We start from the raw sequence: 19351 nt of genomic DNA, 5'->3' as shown, positions 1-19351 counted from the left end.
CTGGCGCATCAACCCAATTATTTCCGTTCAAAGACTATATTTCGCTGATGACAGGGATGGACACACGTAATGAAGACCGTCTTACTCGTTGAAGACGACCTGGTAAATGCCCGAGTATTTTCTAAGATATTGACCAAGCGTGGGGGCCTGGCGGTTAAGCACACAGAAGATGTCGAAGAGGTGATGACCATTGCCCGCAGTGGTGAGGTTGACGTGGTTTTAATGGATGTGTCGCTGGCTCACAGCATGTATCAGGGCAAGCCCATGGATGGCATCAAGATTACCCAGCTGTTAAAGGCCGACCCCGCTACGGCTAACTTGCCGGTGATTTTGGTGACAGCCCACGCCATGGAGGGCGATCGCGAGAATTTTTTGAGCCAGAGTGGTGCCGATGGCTATATCTCGAAGCCGGTAATCGACCATCAAGAATTTGTGGATCAAATTAAGGCGACCATGGGGGATGCTGAATAAGTACACTTGTACTTTATCTGCCGCGTTTTCGCAACCCGTTCGACGGCGGTCTAGTCATCTGTTCCTAGAAAACCGTCATTTCTCGGCTCAAAGCCTCTGGCTTGACCTACAAAGTCTGCAAACAGCCTAGGAAGAACTTGAAAGGCGCTCCTATGGCTCTGCCCAACCCCTCAAGAAGAGGGATCGGGCAGAGCGGTTCAGCATTCGTCGGGTGGTTAAGGGTGAGAACTAGGAAGCAAGATTTAGGCCCTGCCCCTAGTCGGTAGTTTTGAGTCTACCGAACCCCCAAGATTTCTACTTGGGCTTGCAGAGTAATGGGACAGCTCGACAGCGGGTCAGCGTCTGGAAAGATCATATTCAGGTTGTACGCGCCCGTGAGAATGTATTCCCCCTCGGAAAGGTTAAGGTCTTTGCTAAAAAGACCGCTCTCAAAGGAATAAGACTGATTGCCGCCATTAAATCTAACCTCTACCCCGCTGCCGGGTGAGTCGATGATGCCGCTTACGCGAACGGCGAGGGTTTTACCCACCGGCAGGTTGACCACCTGAAATCCCATGGAAATCCACTCTTCAACGATCGCCTGGGCCTGAATAGACGACCCGTAGGGAACCTCGACATTGCCTTTGCTGCGAAATCGCAGTACTGTCGGCGGATGACCTTCAACCTCATAGGACGAAAAAGTTTCGAGGCTGACCGAAATGTGGTTTTCATCGCTGCCTGCTTGCAGGCTGAGATGCCGCTCTAGGGACTGGAACTGCTCGCTGCTGCCGCTGCTGTAAGAAGATTGCAGAGGATCTCCCTCATTTGTGTTTAAGAAAATGCGTCCGTTCCGGTTGTCGGTCAGGGGCACAATATTTAGAGTCGTCAGAGCCATGATGAATCTCCTGATCATTGGAGTGAAATAGACAGAATTAATGCAGGTTGGAACACAAACTTTGGGGCCGCCGCTGATCGATGATGGCGATGGCGCGTCCTAGACCATTACAGGGGAGCGTGACCAATCCACTACCTCTACCCCGGTGCTCATAAAGGTCGTAAAGCTGCGGCAAATGACCGGTTGGGAGGTGCCTTTAGCGGCGGTGAACAGGGCAGTTACCCGCTGGAGCACTCGATTGGTGTCAAAATCGCGAATATCTAAGGTGATTGGCCCAGCAGGGACTAAATCGGTCGGGGTGCGGTGGGGTACGAACTTGGCCATTAGCAGTTCGGGGTATTGTTTCCATCGGCCGCCGACCAAAAGCCCCGGGCCGCGTAGGGCACCGTTTTGCTCACGAGATAGAAACTTGATGCTCTGAAATTCTAGAAGCCCAATCGCATCGAACTGCTGACCGCCTGATGAGCTATCGACCAGTCTGACCATTAGCTTTGACCCGTCTTGATAGTTGCGCCAGCGATCGCCCGGAATGAAAATTCGACCCTGTAGGGCCTCGGGCTGGGCGATGGTCATCACTTCGCCCGATTGATGATGGTAGGTTACGTACTCTTTGATAGGCTTGAGAGTTTTCTCAGCAAAATAATTGAGTTGCACTAAAATTTGGCGAATATCCTCTGGAATATCTACTCGGGTGGCAGGACTTTGGGGGTAGGGAAAAATATTGATCAACCACTGCTCAACGGTCTTGACAAAGCCGCTGATCTCCGGCTCAAAAGTGTTTTCGTAAAAATCGTTGAGAAACTGCTGAGGACTCTCGTTAGTTTTGACTGGTAGCGGACTGGTCTGATGCACGCGATAGGAATCTAGCAGCACCTGCATGTATCGCAGCTGCAACATTAAAATAGACGCAAACTCACGCTCCATTTCTTTATAGATTTCAAGACGTTTGTCGGTTTGCCCAAGAGTCGAAGATTCTGAGTGAAAAATAGCCGCGCTTTTCCAAGCGTCAAATAAGTTGGCATTGTCAAAGTCTTTGGAAGGCATTAGCGTAGTATAAATTCTAGTAATGCTCTCTTGGTAATTTGCTTCCTCCTTGAGAATATGCTCCGCAAAATGGTTAGCCATATCCTCTGCTTGCTCATGCTCTGGATTGTTACCTGAAGCTATGAACGACTTTTTAATCTTAGACAGTGTTTGTTTGAATACGTTATCTTCGTGAGCGATCGAGCTGTATAGACTCTGCTCAGCTTTTGCAAATATCTCAGAGCGCAGATAGTCGGTCTTCTTTTCGAGGGAAATGCTTAAGCTCTTGAGTTGCTTTTCTAGAGCGTCAATACGTTGATGAGCGGCGTTCACCTGATTTGCCAAAACGGTGACTCGATCTTCTTTAGGGAAATTGCCGGTAAATGCGATCGTAAAGATTAAATCTTTCCACTCTTCATAGGTTTTATCTTGCAAGCGCATTCTTTTTTGGGCTTCCTTAGCTAAAGCACCTGTGACTTCTTTTTTGGCAGTATCAAGCATGACTCCTGCTAGCGCTTCCGTAATTTCTGCGGCAATGGCTCCGTAAAGCATTGGTCGTCTCCTAGATATGGGGCTAGTCCAGCGGCAGTTTTTTGTTAGAAACAAATGCTTTTTTACGGCATTTGTTGCGCAGGCTGCTGTGTTAAAGAGTGCTTCAAAGAGGCTCCGTAGAATTACAGACAGCAATTGGTGATCTCGATCAGTGGCTCTGGTGCGCTGACTGATAAAAACAGTGAAAACTGGTCGTTTTGAGGTTAAGGGACACGCTAGCAGCACCCAACAAAACCTGCCTAATTTTGGTTGCCGGCCGTCTTACTCAACCTACGTCTCCCGTGCCTATGGCTGGCAATTGAGACAAACTGCGGCTTCTGAGCCAGGGCAATTCACGCCGCATCAAGCCTGCGGCATTCCAGTACGGGAACCGATTCGAATCAGGTATCCCTTTGGCAATCGCGGATATATTCGGCCTGCTGCTGAATTAGTTTGGCGACTAGCCCCGTCCAGCCGGTTTGGTGGCTGGCCCCTAGCCCGGCCCCATTGTCGCCGTGGAAGTATTCGTAAAACAGCACGTAGTCGCGCCAATGAGGATCATGCTGAAAAGGGCCGCTACTGCCGTTGACGGGGCGATCGCCTCCTGACCTAGGCTCAAAAATGGCGATTAGCCGCTGGGATAGCTCGCTGGCGACTTCCCATAGGTTCATCCACTGCCCAGAACCGGTAGGGCATTCGACTTTGTAGTCGTCGCCCAGGTAGTGGTGAAACTTTTGCAGCGACTCAATGAGCAAATAGTTGACCGGAAACCAGATCGGTCCCCGCCAGTTGGAGTTGCCGCCAAATAGGCCACTGCTCGACTCGGCGGGTTCGTAATCGACTCGATATTCTTGCCCGTCGGCGTGGAATCGATAGGGGTGCTCGGCGTGGTATTTCGACAGGGCGCGAATGCCGTAGGGGCTGAGGAATTCGGACTCATCCAGCAGTTTTTCGAGCAGGCGGCGGAGGCGATCGCGCGGTTCGACCTGACCCAGAGTGGCATAGCACAGAGCCAGCATGCGCCGCGCCTCCTGCCCCTTCGTTTCCATACAGGCGACATTGCGCTTCAGGTTGGGGCGATTTCGAATGAACCACTCCAGCCGTTCGGCGAAGTCGGGCAGTTTCTCCAAGGTTTCGGGCTCCAGAGTCATGACTGCGCAGAGGGGAATTAGCCCGACCAGAGAGCGAATTTTCATCTGAATGCGATGGTCACAGGCCGGCCCTGAGGGACCATCGCCGTCGGGCAGGTGCAGCACGTCGTAGAAAAAACCGTCTTCCTCGTTCCACAGGCGGGTTTGGTCGTCGCCGATGTGGTTCATGGCGTCGGCGATGTAGATAAAGTGCTCGAAGAATTTGGTGGCCATGTCTTCGTAGACCGGGTTCTCCAAAGCCAGTTCTAGCGCCATCTCCAGCATGTTGAGGCAGTACATTGCCATCCAGCTGGTGCCGTCAGACTGCTCCAGGGTACCGCCCGTGGGCAGCGGGGCGCTGCGGTCAAACACGCCAATGTTGTCGAGGCCCAAAAAGCCGCCTTCAAACACGTTTTTGCCCTCGGCGTCTTTGCGGTTGACCCACCAGGTGAAGTTGAGCAGCAATTTTTGAAAGACGCGCTCTAGAAAGGGGCGATGGTCAACATCTGGCCCGGTCATCTTTTGAGCAATTTTGTACACCCGCCAGGTGGCCCAGGCGTGAACGGGCGGGTTGACATCGCCAAAGGCCCACTCGTAGGCGGGCAGCTGGCCGTTGGGATGCATATACCACTCCCGCGTCAGCAGATCGAGCTGCTGTTTGGCAAACTCGGGGTCAACCATGGCCAGAGGAATGCAGTGAAAGGCCAAATCCCAGGCGGCAAACCACGGATACTCCCACTTGTCAGGCATGGAGATGATTTCGGCGGTGTCGATGTGCTGCCACTGGCGGTTGCGGCTGCGGCCCTGCGGCGGCTCTGGCATGGTGGTGTCGCCTCTGAGCCATTGTTCCACCGAGTAGCGGTAGACCTGCTTGCTCCAGAGGAGGCCTGCGATCGCTTGCCGCTGAATCTGTCGCTGCTCGCCGCTCAGCTCAAAGGGGGTAAGGGCAGTGTAAAAGTCATCTGCCTCCTGTCGCCGAGTTTGAAGCAGCGTTTCAAAGTCAGCACCAAAGGGATGTTCTATGGTGGGCTGACAAGTCAGCCGCAGGCGCACTGTCCGCTGCGCTCCTGGCTCCAAGGAAAGGCGATAGTGGGGCGAGACTTTTGTGCCCACTAAATCAGGATTTACCGCATCAGCTTGTCCGTGAATTAACGCATTGTGAATGCCGTCTTTGACGTAGGGGGAGGAATTTTTGTCCCCAAATACCGCCGCGTAGTTAGTCTCGTTTTCGGTGAAATAGAGGGGTGAGTTTTCATCATCAGTCAGATTCCCCTCGCAGTGGAGCCAGTAGTTCCCCAACGTAGGGTGAGATGCTTCAATCACAACATCCTTCGTAGGGGCAGGCCGTTTGCCCTTACATAACCTCGGCTTCTCTACGTCCTCACCCCAGGCCCAAATGTTGCGGAACCACAGGGTTGGCAGCACTTGGATTGTGGCTGGCTCAGGGCCGCGATTGACCACTTCGATGGCAATCAGAATGTCTTCGGGGTCGGCCTTGGCGTATTCCACGAATATGTCAAAGTAGCGATTCTCGTTGAAAACACCCGTATCCAGCAGCTCGTACTCGGGCTGGTCGTAACCGCGCCGCTGGTTTTCGGCTACCAAGTCAGCGTAGGGGTACTCGGCCTGGGGATATTTGTAGAGAAACTTTAGATAGCTGTGGGTGGGAGTGCTGTCGAGGTAAAAGTAGTATTCCTTCACGTCTTCGCCGTGGTTGCCCTGGTCGCCGGTCAACCCAAACAAGCGCTCTTTGAGCACAGGATCGTTCCCATTCCACAGGGCCAGGGCAAAGCAGAGCAACTGCTGATCATCACAAATGCCGCCCAAGCCGTCCTCGCCCCAACGGTAGGCCCGCGAGTGCGACTGCTGGTGAGAGAAATAATTCCACGCTGCACCCGTAGCGCTGTAGTCTTCGCGCACAGTGCCCCACTGGCGATCGCTCAGGTATGGCCCCCATTTTTTCCACGGCGTTTGCGATGTGTGGGTCGCTTTGAGGCGCTGGTGCTCTGGGTTCATGGGGCTAGAGGAGAGTTGGTCTTCTCTAGGATGAGCCTTAATTTTAGGAATGACCGGAGGCTGCCCTAGAAACTTAGTCATTCTCTAGGGAGTGAGTCTAAAGCATGCCTGGCCGAGCCCTGGGGTTGGGATCAGTGGTCGGCTAGGGTCTCAATTAGCAGATCCACTTGCTGCTGTTTTTCGTTCAGATAGGTTTCGCACTGCTGGAGGGCTTGTACGGCCTGCTCAAACTGACTCAGCACCGCCGCCAGGGGCAGGCTGCCCGATTCGAGGTCGGCGATGATGCCTTCGACGGTGGCAACGGTGGTTTCGTAGCTCCAGGTATCAGCGGCTTTCTTAGGCATGGGGGAAGGGATGGATGGGTAGGGGGTGGATGGAGATGGGAGGTAAGGGAATTAGGGGGTGGTGGGATGGACCTGGGTGACTTGGACGGTGAGGTGGCCTTGGGCGAGCTGAACTTGGAGGGTTTGGCCGGGGGTGGTGGATTGGGCTTGGGTAACGAGCTGGTTGGCTTCGTCGCGCACCAGAGCATAGCCTCGCCTAACGACGGTGTCAGGGTCAAGGGTCATGAGGTGGCTCCGCAGGGCGGCGGTGCGATCGCTCGCCTGCCGCATTTCCACCTGTACCCCTTGCACTAGGCGGCGCTTGAGCTGCTTGAGGTGAACGATCTGCTGCTGCACCCGCTGGTCGAGGCGGGTGCGCAGTAATCGCTGGCCGAGGCGGTGCACATCGGTTTGGGCATCGAGCAGGTGATCGGCGGTAAGGGTTTTGAGCAGGGCTACGCGCTGTCGGTGAGCGTCGATCAGATCGGCCAAGGCGGGGACAGCGGCGATCGCAGCAGCAGTCGGTGTATGGGCACATAGATCGGCGGCCAGATCGGCCAGCGATTCGTCGCGCTGATGGCCGATGCCCGTCACTACTGGAATTGGGCAGTTGGCGATCGCCCGCACCACCCGCTCGTCGTCGAAACACTCCAGATCTTCGCTGGCCCCGCCGCCGCGAGCCAAAATCAGCACCTCGGCGCGACCATCGGCGGCGACTCGCTCCATGGCGGCCACGATGGAGGCAGGGGCGGTGTCGCCCTGCACCGTGGCGGGCGAAAAGAGAATGTGTAGGCCGGGGTGGTGGTGGCGCAGCGATCGCTGAATGTCGCCCCAGGCCGCTGCTTGGGGCGACGACACTACAGCTATGGCCTGGGGCAGGGCAGGCAGCGATCGCTTAAACTCGGGGTCAAACAGACCCTCAGCGGCAAGCCGCTGGCGCAGCTGGCGGTAGCGCAGAGCCTTAAGACCGTCGCCGCTGGGCAGCACCTGCCACACCGTTAGCTGATAGCTGCTGCGCTGGGGGTAAACCTTCACCGTGCCTAGAGCGATCACCTGTTCACCGACGGTAGGTAGGGTCGTAAGCCGCGCCTGCTGGCTGCGCCAGGCTACAGCATTGATGGCAGCTCCAGTGTCGGGGTCGGTGAGGGTAAAAAACAGCCCCTTGGCGTGGTTGTTGGCGCTAGACACTTCCCCCACGACCCAAACCTGGCGCAGGGTGGGGTCGTCTTCCAAAACGGCCTTAATGTAGTCGACCAAACCGCCGACGCTCAAGGCTGCTGGGGCCGTAGCCAGATTAAACTCAGGGTTAGTCATGAAGTCTCGTTCTCAGCCAAACTCCAGTGTGGGCTAGATAGCTGTGAACATCAACCGGCTAGTTGTGCTGGGCGAGTCTTGGCGGCTGTTTGGCTTGGTTTGGGTTGCTTAAAGAACCGCTTGGCCGCAGCTAGTACTTAACCAAAGCAATTGTGACCAGTTCGAATAGCTAGGATTCAGGGTCTACGGTATATGGTTCACGACCGACCTTGCACCTGAACCCTGAACCTTAAATCCCCAATGACCGCTCACCTTTGGCTTAGCAGTCTATTAGGTAAAGCTGTCGCCGACCACATACCGGTTGCGGCCCTGGGCCTTGGCCTCATAAAGGGCCAGGTCGGCGCGATGGATTAGTTCTCTGGGAGAGTGCTCTTTGACGCTAGGGCAGTGGCACACGAGGCCAAAGCTTAGGGTTAAGTTTGAGCTCACCTCTGAATAATCATGGGGCAGCGGGCACTGGGCGATCGCCGCCTGAACTTTTTCAACGATCTCAATGCTGCCATCGAGGGTGGTATCGGGTAGCAGCAGCACAAATTCTTCGCCGCCGTAGCGGGCTACCAGATCGCCCGGGCGCTTGACCACGGTGCTCAGCATCTGGGCCACCCGGCGCAGGCAGTCGTCGCCTGCCAGGTGACCATAGTTGTCGTTGTAGGGCTTGAAGTAGTCAATGTCGCAGAGAATCAGCGACAAATATTTTTGCTGACGACGGGCCCGCTGCCACTCTAAATCGAGGGCCTGGTCAAAACTGCGGCGGTTGGCAATTTCGGTAAGACCATCGACGGTGGCCAGTCGATTGAGTTCGGCATTGACCAGCTTGAGTTTTTGGTTAAGGTCAGCCTGGGTGACTTCGGCTCGCTTGCGCTCGGTAATATCGCGCACAATTACCAGCACCTCGTTTTGGCTAATGGGCACCACCCGCGACTCTTCGTGGCGCAGTTCGCCGTTGATCTCAATAGTGTGTTCGTAGCGCTGCCGGGTGCCCGTAGATAGGGCAATCCGTATGTAGTGCATGCGCTGGTCGGCCAGTTCCTTGGGAAAGCTGACGTAAAGCGACTGTCCGCGCTCGGGGACAATGGGGCCGTAGAGGACAATCTCGCCGCCCGAAATCAGGTCGAGAATATTGCCATTTTCGTCGATGCGCATCATCAGATCGGGGATGGCTTCGAGAAGGGCCTGCTGGGTGGCCTGGTGGTCTTTGAGGGCAAATTCTGCCCGTTTGCGATCGCTGATATCCAGCGTAGTGCCGTCAATGCGGAGGGGGGTGCCCACGTCATCGCGCACTAGGCGGGCCTGCCCACGCACCCAACACAGGGTGCCATCGGCGCGAAAGATCCGATACTCTCGGTCGATTTTGCCTTGGTAGCTCAGGGCCTCAATGTCGGCCAAAAGCAGCGGGTAATCGTCGGGATGAATGCAGTTAAACCAAAGGTCGGCATCGGCTAAAAAAGCCTCTGGGGGGTGGCCGTAGAGGGCAGTAGCAGCGGCGTTGACGTAGATGGTCTCCAGTGTCAAAGGGTCAACTGACCACACCACGCACTCCAGCGAGTTGAGAATGCTGTCAATGCGCTGCTGCTGCGATCGCAGCTCGGCTTGGGTAATCTCTATTTTTTCAGAGCTGCTAATCACCCACTGCTCTAGCTGCCGAGACAGGGCATCGCGCTCGGCTTCAAACCGCTTGCGATCGCTAATATCCCGCAAAATCGACAGATGACGATTGGGCTGAACGTGCGCCGTCGCCGCAAACTCCACCGTTTTGACAGTGCCGTTGTCGAGCTGCAGCTGCTGTTCCCCCCGCATCTGCCCCGCCGCCAAAAAATCCTGCCAGACCGTCTCAAAATCCGTGTCTAAGGACAAAAAATCGGCTACTCGTCGCCCGATCAAGTCTGCCTGAGGCAGCTCTAGCAGTGCGCAGGCCGCTGGGTTGGCCGCCACATAATACCCGGCATCATTAACAATGAGCATGGCATCAAGGGCGGCCTCAAAGATGCTCCAGGGCAGGGCTGCATCTAACGGCAGGTTAGCCCCTGCTCCGTTCGCGCTAGCAATATTCCCGCCAAGATCTGACGGGGATGCTTCCAATTCAGCGGGGGGCTCGGACTCTGCAGGCAAAGGCATGACGTGGCTAGTAACTTCATCTTAAGAATTTCTGACCTTGCCAGAGTGAGCCGGCAACACCCGTCGAACCAGCGTCAAATTAAAGGAGCGTCTTTGTTAGCATGCCCTAATCTTCGAAGATGCTTGAATCTAGTTACGCTCAAATCTCTGATTAAGTAGCTGGCTTTCCTAACTCTTCTCCACGCAGTCTAAACCGGGTGCTGCTGATTTAGGGACGGCAGCAGATGGCAACCACCATCACACCACCTCCCAACCAATCTGTTTACTATGGAAACAGGAGCTTTAGGGAACCATTACCCTGGAGCGCCAAGGCTTTTCCCTGTTCAAGTCGCTGACTGGCCCAGGGGCCTGCAATTGTTTGCTGCCACTACTGCATTGGTACGTTGCAACACCTTCGCCTTAGCACTTATATTGCCCTCCGACTCACCCTGCACCGGTTGCGGCAGGCCGCGACTACCTGGCCCCCGGCCCAGGACTGGGTACTAGCGGCTGGGCTAACGGTGGCGCTGGGGCTAGTGACTATTCCCTTAGGGTTGCACAGCCATTTTTTGGCCCCCACCCTGGCCGACATCACCTGGGGCGATGGACTGCGGCTGGCGGCGCGCGTGCTGCTGGTGCCCGCCCTGCTCGAAGAGGGGTTTTGGCGGGTGCTGCTGCTGCCCCACCCGACGGAGATCATGAGCGATCGCCGTCGCTGGCGGCTGGGTCTGCCCATGCTGGGTCTGTTTGTTGTCATGCATCCCCTCAATGCTATGGCGCTCTACCCCGTGGCTTTTACCACCTTTAGCAACCCGGTCTTTTTGTTGTCGGCCGCTCTGCTGGGCTTGATCTGCACCATCGTTTACTGGAAGTCGGGTTCTTGGTGGGTGGTGGCGGCCATGCACTGGCTGGTGGTGATGGTGTGGCTGGTGTTTTTGGGCGGCTACAGCGCTCTGAGCCTCTAGGTCGGCGTTGTTTCTCAATTTTTATAACGACTGGGGCAGGGCAAAGCGGTTTGGCCGACCGGGAGTGAACCCTAGGCCTGGGGAACGCTAAGTGGCGCCCATTCCCTCGCTGTCAGCCCCAAACCGTGATGAGTAACGCTCATGAATGACTTCTTCAAAGGCTTTGAACAACTGCTCGAACTGGCTAAAACGCTAGAAGAAAAAGCCGAAAGCGGTGAGCTTAAAACCAACGTGCAGATCAACGCTCGGGGCATGGGCAGCATTCCCCGCCAGGGCAACATCCCTAACATCGGTGTCAGCCGCATGAACCGCACCCCTGGAGATAGCGCGCCGATCAACGATCCCGCCGTCGAAGAAGTCATCATCACCCCACCCCCCGCTGGCGACAACTCCCCATCCTCCTCACCTTCCCCATCCTCCCCGCCCCCCTCGTCTCCCCATCACCCCACCATGGGCGATGTCGGTGGCCTCTCCGCCACCCTGCAAGAGCTGCGCGAACTGGTAGAAATTCCCCTTAAGCGGCCCGATGTGCTGGCCAAGCTGGGCCTGGAGCCCACGCGTGGTGTGCTGTTGGTTGGCCCTCCCGGCACGGGCAAAACCCTCACCGCCCGCTCCCTGGCCGAAGACCTAGGCGTCAACTACATTGCGATTGTCGGCCCCGAGGTGATGGGTAAATACTACGGCGAGGCCGAGCAGCGCCTGCGGGCCATTTTTGAGAAGGCCAAGAAAGCTGCCCCCTGCCTGGTGTTTATCGACGAAATCGACAGCTTGGCCCCCGATCGCAGCAAGGTCGAAGGCGAGGTCGAAAAGCGCTTGGTCGCCACCCTGCTGGGCCTGATGGATGGCTTTGCTCAGACCAAGGGCGTGATCGTGCTGGCCGCCACCAACCGACCCGACCACATTGACCCGGCCCTGCGTCGTCCGGGCCGCTTCGATCGCGAGGTGCAGTTTCGCGTGCCCGATCGCGCGGGTCGTCTCGAAATCCTTCAGATTCAGACCCGCGACATGCCGCTACAGGGCGTGGATTTGGATGCGATCGCCGATCTGGCGGTCGGCATGGTGGGGGCCGATCTCAAGGCCCTCTGCCAAAAAGCCGCCTACTTTGCCCTACGCCGTCAGGTGCCGGATCTGGCTGGCCCCGTACCCGACACCATGACCCTGGTGCACGCTGACTTTCTCCAAGCGATTAAGGAAATCAAGCCCTCAGTGCTGCGATCGGTGGAGGTGGAGTCGCCTGCGATCGCCTGGGAAGACATCGGCGGCTTAGAATCCATCAAGCAAACCCTGCAAGAATCGGTTGAGGGGGCACTGCTCTACCCTGAACTCTACGCCCAAACCGGAGCCAAAGCGCCGCGCGGACTGCTGCTGTGGGGACCTCCCGGCACAGGCAAAACTCTGCTGGCCAAGGCTGTGGCCGCCCAGGCCCGGGCCAACTTTATCGCCGTTAACGGTCCCGAGCTGCTGAGCCGCTGGGTCGGTGCGGCTGAACAGGCGGTGCGAGAGCTGTTTGCCAAGGCCCGTCAGGCCGCGCCCTGTGTCGTATTCATTGATGAGATCGACACCCTGGTGCCCGCCCGAGGCCAGTACCAAGGCGACTCGGGCGTAAGCGATCGCGTCGTCGGTCAGCTGCTGACTGAGCTAGATGGTCTCCAGGGCTGCACCAACGTGCTGCTGATTGGGGCGACCAACCGCCCCAGTGCCCTCGACCCCGCGATTCTGCGCGCTGGCCGCATCGATCTCCAGCTCGAGATTAGCCTGCCCGATGCGGCGGGGCGACTGGCGATTTTGCAGGTGCACAACAGCGATCGCCCCCTCGATGCCGTCGATCTCAACGACTGGTCTACCCGCACTGATGGCTGGAACGGTGCCGACCTGGCCCTACTCAGCAACCAGGCGGCCCTCGAAGCCGTGCGCGAGTACCGCGCCCAGGGCATGGCTGACCCCAGCCAGATTCGCATTGCGGCCCACCACTGGGAGCAGGCCCACCAGGCCATTCTCAGCCAGCGCAGCTCGGTGGCGAATCGGGGATAAACCGTAAAGCATAAACGGGTTTCTGTCACAGCTAAACGTTGTTAAGAAAGCGGTAGGGATGCAGGCGGCGGTCAGGCTAACGACTTTGGTACAGCCCAGAGTAGGGTGAGGGCGCGGGCGGCCATCAACCCTACCAGGGCCAGCCATAGTAGGTGAGCACTGCCCAAAGATTGAGCCAGCAGAGCTAGGGGCAAAAAGCCAACCCCGGCCGCTAACACTGTGGCGTTGCGCAGCACTGGGCCAGCGGTAAGACCGAGAAAGTAGCCGTCAAGCATGTAGGCGATCGCGCCCAATCCTAAAATGGGAATCAACCAGCCCACGTAGATTTTTACAATCGCGATCACCTCTTGATGGCCCGTCAGTAGGCCAAACAGCGGCGCTGGAAACAGCACAAAAGCCAGCGCAAAGGATAGCCCTAATGCGATGCTAGTGAATCCTCCCAAGGTTAATAGACGACGCAGGTGGGTGCGATCGCCGCTGCCGTAATACCGTCCCGCAAAGCTTTCCGTGGCAAAGGCGATGCCGTCGATAAAGTAGGCCGAGAGCGTCACCACTTGCAGCAGCAGCGTATTCGCTGCCAGAGTTTCTCTTCCCAGGGCCGAGCTGAAATTAGTAAACAGCGCAAAGCTCAGCACCAGGGCAAAGGTGCGCACCAAAATGTCGCGGTTCAGCAGAAACAGCCCTTTAATTGCCTGCAGATTCCACCCCTGGGGCACTACTGCCCAGAGCTTTTGGAAGCCGCCTTCTCTAGCCAACAGGCTCAGCCCCACCGCCAGGGTGACGTACTGACTGAGGGCAGTGCCCAACCCCGCCCCGGTGCTGGCCCAGCCCAACCCACTGATGAAAATAGTGTTGAATACCACGTTGCTGCCGTTGCCTACCAGCGACAGCACAATCACCCGGCGACCCTTTTCGCGACCCAAAAACCAGCCCATCAGCACCAGGTTCATCAGCACTGCTGGGGCATCCCAAATGCGGGCGTTGTAGAATGCCATGCCCGCTGCTCTAACCTCGGGTTCAGCGCTGAGCAGGGCAAAGCTAAGGTCGCGAATCGGCACCTGAAGCAGCAAAATCGCTACCCCAAAACTCAGGGCGATCGCCCCGTTGCGCAGCAAGATCAGCCAAATTTCCTCGGCATCGCCCCGCCCCCGCGCCTGAGCCGTTGTACCTGTGGTGCCCATGCGCAAAAAGCCAAAGCTCCAGTAGACCACGTTAAAAATCACCGTGGCCAGGGCTACCCCACCTAGGTGACTAATGTCGTCCAGATGACCGAGAAAGGCCGTATCTACGAGGCCCGCCAGGGGCACCATCAGGTTTGAGATGATATTGGCAGCTGCCAGCCTTAGAAAACTGGGCAGAAAGGCTGGAGAGGCGGCTGCACCATTAATGCTCGGGGATGGTTTTGTATTTCTGCCCATGTTTAGGCGGATGGAAGGCTTGGTAAAGGTTATGGAGAGAGGATCGCCAAAAACTGCTCAGCGTTTACGATAGGTATCTCAAACAGGGCTGTTAGGCTGAGAAGATCGCGATCGCCCGTAACCAAATAATCTGCCTGACCCACTAGCGCCAACTGCAAAAACGGTACATCAAACAGATCTCGACAGTCTGGAACTGCTGGCAGTTCTAATTGCATTGGTATGACGTTGCAATAGGGCAGGTAATCCGCCAATAGTTCTTCCTGCTCGGTTTTGGAAAGCCTAAATTTTGGATAGGCTAGCACTCGGATCAACTCTGTAACTGTTGCCCGGGAGACTAGCGGCGTAAAGCCTTTGCCCTGCCAAGTCTGGCGCAGGGTAGCTAAGATCCCTTGCTTAAATACTAGAGCTGAAATTAGCACATTTGTATCCAGTACGACCCTGAGTTCGAGAGTCATCACTGAGGCGCAGAACTGCCGCGAGACCAAGCTATAGCATCAGCAATATCCTGCTCTGTAATGTTCAGTTCAGCTAGCTTTTCTCTAACAGCATCAGACCGTTGAACTTTGACGGGAGTAAGAATGATCTGCCCATTTTCGAGGGTTATTTCAAAGTACTCAACTGGGCCAAGTGCCTCAGTTACGCTCGACGGCAGGGTAATTTTATTCTGCTCGGTAAGTTTAGTCAGCACGTTATAGGTACCCAGGGGTTTGTGCTTTTTACCTTACTTTAACGTAAGGCACAGTATCTTAAAGAGTAATCGCAAGAGCGTAAGCTTTGCTACATGGCATGATTCACGCCACCAAATCTATTTGATGACAGAGTTCCTATCACCCCGTAGTCACTCCACGGTAAGTATTTCAGCAAGTAGATAACGTTATCTAAGCTTCGATACTCATCGCACCGCGAGCGACTGAGCTAGATCCTCGGGGCTGAGGTGGTCGTTGAGAATCTTGCCGTCTTTGAACCAGACGATGCGCTGGCTAGCCCGGGCCACATCGGGTTCGTGGGTAACCATGACAACGGTAATGCCTGCGGCGTGGAGGTCGGCAAAAAGGCCCAGCACGTCATCAGTGGTGTGAGTATCCAATGCGCCTGTAGGTTCGTCGGCCAGTAAGAGTAGCGGGTCGTTGACGATCGCCCGCGCGATCGCCACCCGCTGCTGCTGCCCCCCCGATAGCTGAGTGGGCTTGTTGTTGATGCGATCGCCCAGCCCCACCCGCACCAATGCTTCTGTTGCTCGCTGGCGGCGGACCTCGCTGCGCACCCCGGCGTAGATCATCGGCAGCTCCACATTCTCCCGCGCGGTGAGCTGGGGCAGCAGGTGAAACTGCTGGAAGACAAAGCCGATTTTTTGATTGCGAATGAGGGCCAGGGCGTCGTCTTCTAAGGTGGCCACATTCTGGCTGTCGAAGAAATATTCTCCGGCGGTGGGGCGATCGAGGCAGCCGACCATATTCATGGCGGTAGATTTGCCGGAGCCAGACGGCCCCATAATGGCGCAGTACTCACCGGGGTAAATCGACAAATCTACGTTCCACAGCGCCCGCACCTCGGTATTGCCCGAGCCATAGACTTTTTGCAGCTGGCGAAACTCGATCAGTGGAGTGGGCATAGGCGCGAACGGGAGGCGATGGGGCGGTGAGGAGCATGGGATTGACTCAGTCAATCCCATTAACTTAAGTCTCCCGCCCAGGCTAGCGCAGGCCAGACTGAACCCGCCACAGGCTGGCGTAGATACCGTTCATTTCTAGCAGTTCTTCGTGGCGGCCCCGTTCCACAATTTCGCCGTGGGCCATGACGTAGATGCAGTGGCAGTGGCGAATGGTGGAGAGCCGGTGAGCGATCGCCAAGGTTGTGCGGCCCTGGGTGATCACCGCCAGCGATCGCTGGATTGCCGCCTCGGTCTCGTTATCCACCGCCGAAGTTGCCTCATCGAGCACCAAAATTGGCGGATCTTTGAGAATGGCGCGGGCGATCGCCAGCCGCTGCCGCTGGCCACCCGACAGCTTTTGCCCCCGCTCGCCCACAATGGTGTCATAGCCCTGGGGCATCTGCACAATGAACTCGTGGGCCTCCGCCAGCTTGGCGGCGTGGAGAATTTGCTCTGGGGTGGCATCGAAGGTGCCATAGGCGATATTCTCCGCCACTGTGCCCGAGAACAAAAACACGTCCTGGCTGACCAAGCCAATGCAGCGGCGCAGATCCTGAGGCAGCAGGTCTTGAATCTCCTGGCCGTCGACCAAAATGCGGCCCTGCTGGGGCTGATAAAAGCGCAGCAGCAGCTTTACCAGGGTGCTCTTGCCCGAGCCAGTGGCCCCTACTACCCCAATGCTCTGACCGGCAGGGATATGAAGGGAAAGATTCTTGAGCACCGGCTGGCGGTTGGCGTAAGCAAAGCTGACATTCTCATAGCGCACCTCGCCGCGCACCTGCTCCACCGGCAGCGGGTTGCGACCGGGGATCAGCTCAATCGGTTCATCCAGCAGGCCCAGCACCCGGCGCACCGAAGCCATCGCCCGCTGGTATTCATCCATAATTTCGCTGAGCTGGGTAAAGGGCCACAGCAGCCGCTGAATGATGAACACCATAAAGCCGTAGGTACCCGCTGACAGGGTGCCATCGGCAACCGCCAGACCGCCCAAAAACAGCATCAGGGTAAAGCCCACCAAGATGAAAATTCGAATCAGCGGAATAAAGGCGGCGCTGAGGGCGATCGCCCGGCGGTTGCTGTAGCGGTAGGCATCGCTGTCTAGGGTGACGCGATCGCGCTCATACCTTTCCGCCGTAAAGCTTTTAATTGTGGCAATCCCCGACAGGTTGTTGGCCAACCGCCCGCTGATTAGCCCTGCCTTATCGCGCACCTCGGCGTAGCGCGGAGCCAGCCGCTTCTGAAAAGCGACCGACCCCCATAGCACAAAAGGAATCGGCAGCATCGCCATCCACGACACCCCCGGCGCCAGAATTAAGAACGTCGTCCCCACCCACAGCACCGTGGTAAAAAAACGCAGCAGGTTGTGCGCCCCAGTATTGAGAAACCGCTCCAGCTGATTGATGTCGTCATTTAAAATCGACAGCAGGCCGCCCGTGCTGCGGTCTTCAAAATAGTTAAGATCCTGACTTTGCAGATGGCTGTAGGTGTCGATCCGCAGGTCGTGCTGCAAATTCTGGGCCAGGTTGCGCCACAGCCACGCATAGATATACTCGCTCAACGACTCCAGGGTCCAGATTAAAAACGTCAGCGCCGACAACACCCCTAGCTGCCCTGGAATGCTGGTAATCCCCACGCGGGCAATGAGCGAGCTTTCGTTATTAGTCACCACATCAATGGCAATACCGATCAGGTAGGGCGGGGCCAGGTCGAAGATGGTGTTGAGAACAGAGTTGGCGATCGCACCCCAAATCTGCGGCCGATAATTCTGCCCGTAACGCAACAGCCTCTGTATGGGGTGCCGTGCAGATTGAATACTGGCCATAAAACAGAAAAATGAAGGACGAAGAGCGAAAAATTGAGAAGAAGCTCGATAATCTCAGGCCAAAGTCTGTGCCGCCTATCCAGTTGGCAACGCCCACCCTACGATTCAATACCCCTTACCAGAGCTGCCAATCAGTCAATTTGCAAAACAGAGATTTAAACCGATGATTGATTAATTCTTTCCGTGAGGTGCAGGACGACGGAACGTCCTGCTCGACGTGGGTCTAGGGCCTGCGAAATGGCCCCAGCGGCAGATCTGGCTTTTTACCCCAATTGTGCGCCGCCAAGCCTAAGCAACATATCCGATACCCTAAGCGGTGCATTGCGGCTTATCAGATCTCAGATCAAAGCCGGGCTGGGGAAGGCCGCGAATGCACCCTACAACACCCGCAGCACACTGGCCACACTGTGAATCTCCCTGTACTCTCGCAGCTCATCCAACGCAGTTTGGAAATTCGCCTCCGTCACCTCATGGCTAACGATCACAATCTCTGCCCGCGTTTCGTGCTGACCAATTTGCACAATCGACTCCAAACTCACCCGGTGACGGCCAAAGCACAGCCCCAATTTGCCAATCACCCCCGGCTCATCCTCCGCCAGCAGCCGCACGTAAAAGCGACTGACAATGTCAGCCATGGGGCTAACCTTGCAGTAGTGCTGATGACTACAGGCCAGCAGCGGGTTAGTGGCTTTAGGCGTTGTCCCCGCCCGCAGGTTCGCCGCCAGGTTCAGCAGGTCAGACACCACCGCACTGGCCGTCGGTCCTTCCCCCGCCCCTGGCCCAAAGAACATCACCTGGCCAATCGGGTCGCCCTCAATCAGAATGGCGTTGTAAACATCGTTCACCGACGCCAAGGGATGGCTCACGGGCACCAGGGTCGGATGCACCCTCAGCTGCAATTGATCCAATGCTTGGTCAGAGGTCTCGTCGAAGTCGCTGTCACGGCGGGCGATCGCCAGCAGCTTGATCACAAACCCCAGCCGGTCGGCGTAGGCAATATCGGCGGCGGTCACATGACGAATGCCCTCGCTATAGACCTCCGACAGCTTAATGCGCCCCCCAAAGGCCAGCGACGCCAGAATCGCAATCTTGTCGGCGGCATCCAGCCCATCCACATCGGCGCTAGGGTCGGCCTCGGCGTAGCCCAGGCGCTGAGCATCGGCCAAAATTGCCTCAAAGTCGCCCCCCTCCCGCTGCATGCGAGTGAGGATGTAGTTGGTGGTGCCGTTGATAATCCCCGTCACCGCACGGATGCGGTTGACCCCCAGCGCTTGCTTTAGCGGCTGGATGACGGGAATGCCCCCCGCTACCGCCGCCTCCAACATCACATAGACCCCCGCCTCGTTAGCGGCGGTAAAAATCTCGTCGCCGTAGCGGGCAATCACCGCTTTGTTGGCCGTCACCACATGCTTACCGTGGGCAATGGCCTTAAGAATTAGCGATCGCGCCGGCTCCAAGCCCCCCATCACCTCCACCACCACATCGATAGTGGGGTCGCTGACAATGCTCTCTAAATCGGTGGTGAGGCGATCGCCCTCAATCGCCACCGACCGGGGCTTATCCAAACTGCGCACCCCCACGCGGGCCAGCTCTATCTGCCCTACAAGGGGATGACGATGGGCCGGATCCAGCAAAATCTTGGCCGTCCCCGACCCCACCGTTCCCAACCCCAGCAAACCGACACGCAT

At 56.8% G+C, this 19351-nt stretch carries 15 protein-coding genes; 3 read left to right on the top strand and 12 right to left on the bottom strand.

The genetic code is table 11. From position 1 onward, the window contains the following. Positions 1 to 69: 69 nt before the first annotated feature. Complete coding sequence (locus tag H6F59_RS14705; RefSeq protein WP_190514744.1) at positions 70 to 471, top strand: response regulator; 402 nt, start codon at positions 70 to 72, stop codon at positions 469 to 471. Between the two features lie 274 nt (positions 472 to 745). Here H6F59_RS14705 and H6F59_RS14700 read toward each other — a convergent pair whose 3' ends face one another. From H6F59_RS14700 to H6F59_RS14675, 6 genes are all read right to left on the bottom strand, one after another. Then, a complete protein-coding gene (locus H6F59_RS14700) occupies positions 746 to 1345 on the bottom strand; it encodes a hypothetical protein (protein WP_190701304.1) in 600 nt (199 codons plus the stop codon). Positions 1346 to 1444: 99 nt separating this feature from the next. After that, entirely contained in the window at positions 1445 to 3145 is a 1701-nt protein-coding gene (locus H6F59_RS14695) for a hypothetical protein (protein WP_190701301.1), read from the bottom strand. Between the two features lie 155 nt (positions 3146 to 3300). Then, positions 3301 to 6045, bottom strand: a complete 2745-nt coding sequence (locus tag H6F59_RS14690) for an MGH1-like glycoside hydrolase domain-containing protein (RefSeq protein ID WP_190702118.1) — start codon at positions 6043 to 6045, stop codon at positions 3301 to 3303. 131 nt (positions 6046 to 6176) lie between these two features. After that, positions 6177 to 6389, bottom strand: a complete 213-nt coding sequence (gene xseB, locus H6F59_RS14685; protein WP_190701296.1) for an exodeoxyribonuclease VII small subunit — start codon at positions 6387 to 6389, stop codon at positions 6177 to 6179. 51 nt (positions 6390 to 6440) lie between these two features. Continuing rightward, positions 6441 to 7682, bottom strand: coding sequence for an exodeoxyribonuclease VII large subunit (xseA, locus tag H6F59_RS14680; protein WP_190701293.1), 1242 nt, complete (start codon positions 7680 to 7682; stop codon positions 6441 to 6443). 270 nt (positions 7683 to 7952) lie between these two features. Further along, entirely contained in the window at positions 7953 to 9797 is a 1845-nt protein-coding gene (locus H6F59_RS14675) for a GGDEF domain-containing protein (RefSeq protein WP_190701290.1), read from the bottom strand. 383 nt (positions 9798 to 10180) lie between these two features. Here H6F59_RS14675 and H6F59_RS14670 point away from each other — a divergent pair, with 383 nt between their 5' ends. Both H6F59_RS14670 and H6F59_RS14665 read left to right on the top strand, forming a co-directional pair. Then, positions 10181 to 10741: a type II CAAX prenyl endopeptidase Rce1 family protein gene (locus H6F59_RS14670; RefSeq protein WP_190701277.1), complete on the top strand. Its 561-nt coding sequence runs from the start codon at positions 10181 to 10183 to the stop codon at positions 10739 to 10741. Positions 10742 to 10882: 141 nt separating this feature from the next. Next, positions 10883 to 12772: an AAA family ATPase gene (locus tag H6F59_RS14665; protein ID WP_190701273.1), complete on the top strand. Its 1890-nt coding sequence runs from the start codon at positions 10883 to 10885 to the stop codon at positions 12770 to 12772. Positions 12773 to 12843: 71 nt separating this feature from the next. Here the strand turns inward: H6F59_RS14665 and H6F59_RS14660 are convergent, their stop codons facing one another. The 6 genes from H6F59_RS14660 to H6F59_RS14635 all read right to left on the bottom strand — a co-directional run bounded on the left by H6F59_RS14660 (position 12844) and on the right by H6F59_RS14635 (position 19351). Next, the gene (locus H6F59_RS14660) at positions 12844 to 14190 is read right to left on the bottom strand and encodes an MATE family efflux transporter (RefSeq protein WP_190701271.1); all 1347 of its coding nucleotides are present in this window, start codon (positions 14188 to 14190) and stop codon (positions 12844 to 12846) included. A 29-nt stretch (positions 14191 to 14219) separates the two neighbouring features. After that, positions 14220 to 14645 (bottom strand): putative toxin-antitoxin system toxin component, PIN family, encoded by a 426-nt coding sequence (locus H6F59_RS14655; protein WP_190701268.1) that lies wholly within the window; start codon positions 14643 to 14645, stop codon positions 14220 to 14222. Further along, positions 14645 to 14878, bottom strand: coding sequence for an AbrB/MazE/SpoVT family DNA-binding domain-containing protein (locus tag H6F59_RS14650; protein WP_190701265.1), 234 nt, complete (start codon positions 14876 to 14878; stop codon positions 14645 to 14647). Before H6F59_RS14650 ends, H6F59_RS14655 begins: the two co-directional genes overlap by 1 nt. A gap of 204 nt (positions 14879 to 15082) precedes the next feature. Further along, complete coding sequence (locus H6F59_RS14645; RefSeq protein ID WP_242021480.1) at positions 15083 to 15802, bottom strand: ABC transporter ATP-binding protein; 720 nt, start codon at positions 15800 to 15802, stop codon at positions 15083 to 15085. Between the two features lie 82 nt (positions 15803 to 15884). Next, positions 15885 to 17663, bottom strand: coding sequence for an ABC transporter ATP-binding protein (locus tag H6F59_RS14640; protein ID WP_190701263.1), 1779 nt, complete (start codon positions 17661 to 17663; stop codon positions 15885 to 15887). 377 nt (positions 17664 to 18040) lie between these two features. Further along, entirely contained in the window at positions 18041 to 19351 is a 1311-nt protein-coding gene (locus tag H6F59_RS14635) for a homoserine dehydrogenase (RefSeq protein ID WP_190701260.1), read from the bottom strand.

Origin of the sequence: Nodosilinea sp. FACHB-141 (assembly GCF_014696135.1) — a bacterium.
Lineage (GTDB): Bacteria > Cyanobacteriota > Cyanobacteriia > Phormidesmidales > Phormidesmidaceae > Nodosilinea.
This window is presented reverse-complemented; position numbering and strand designations above follow the sequence as displayed.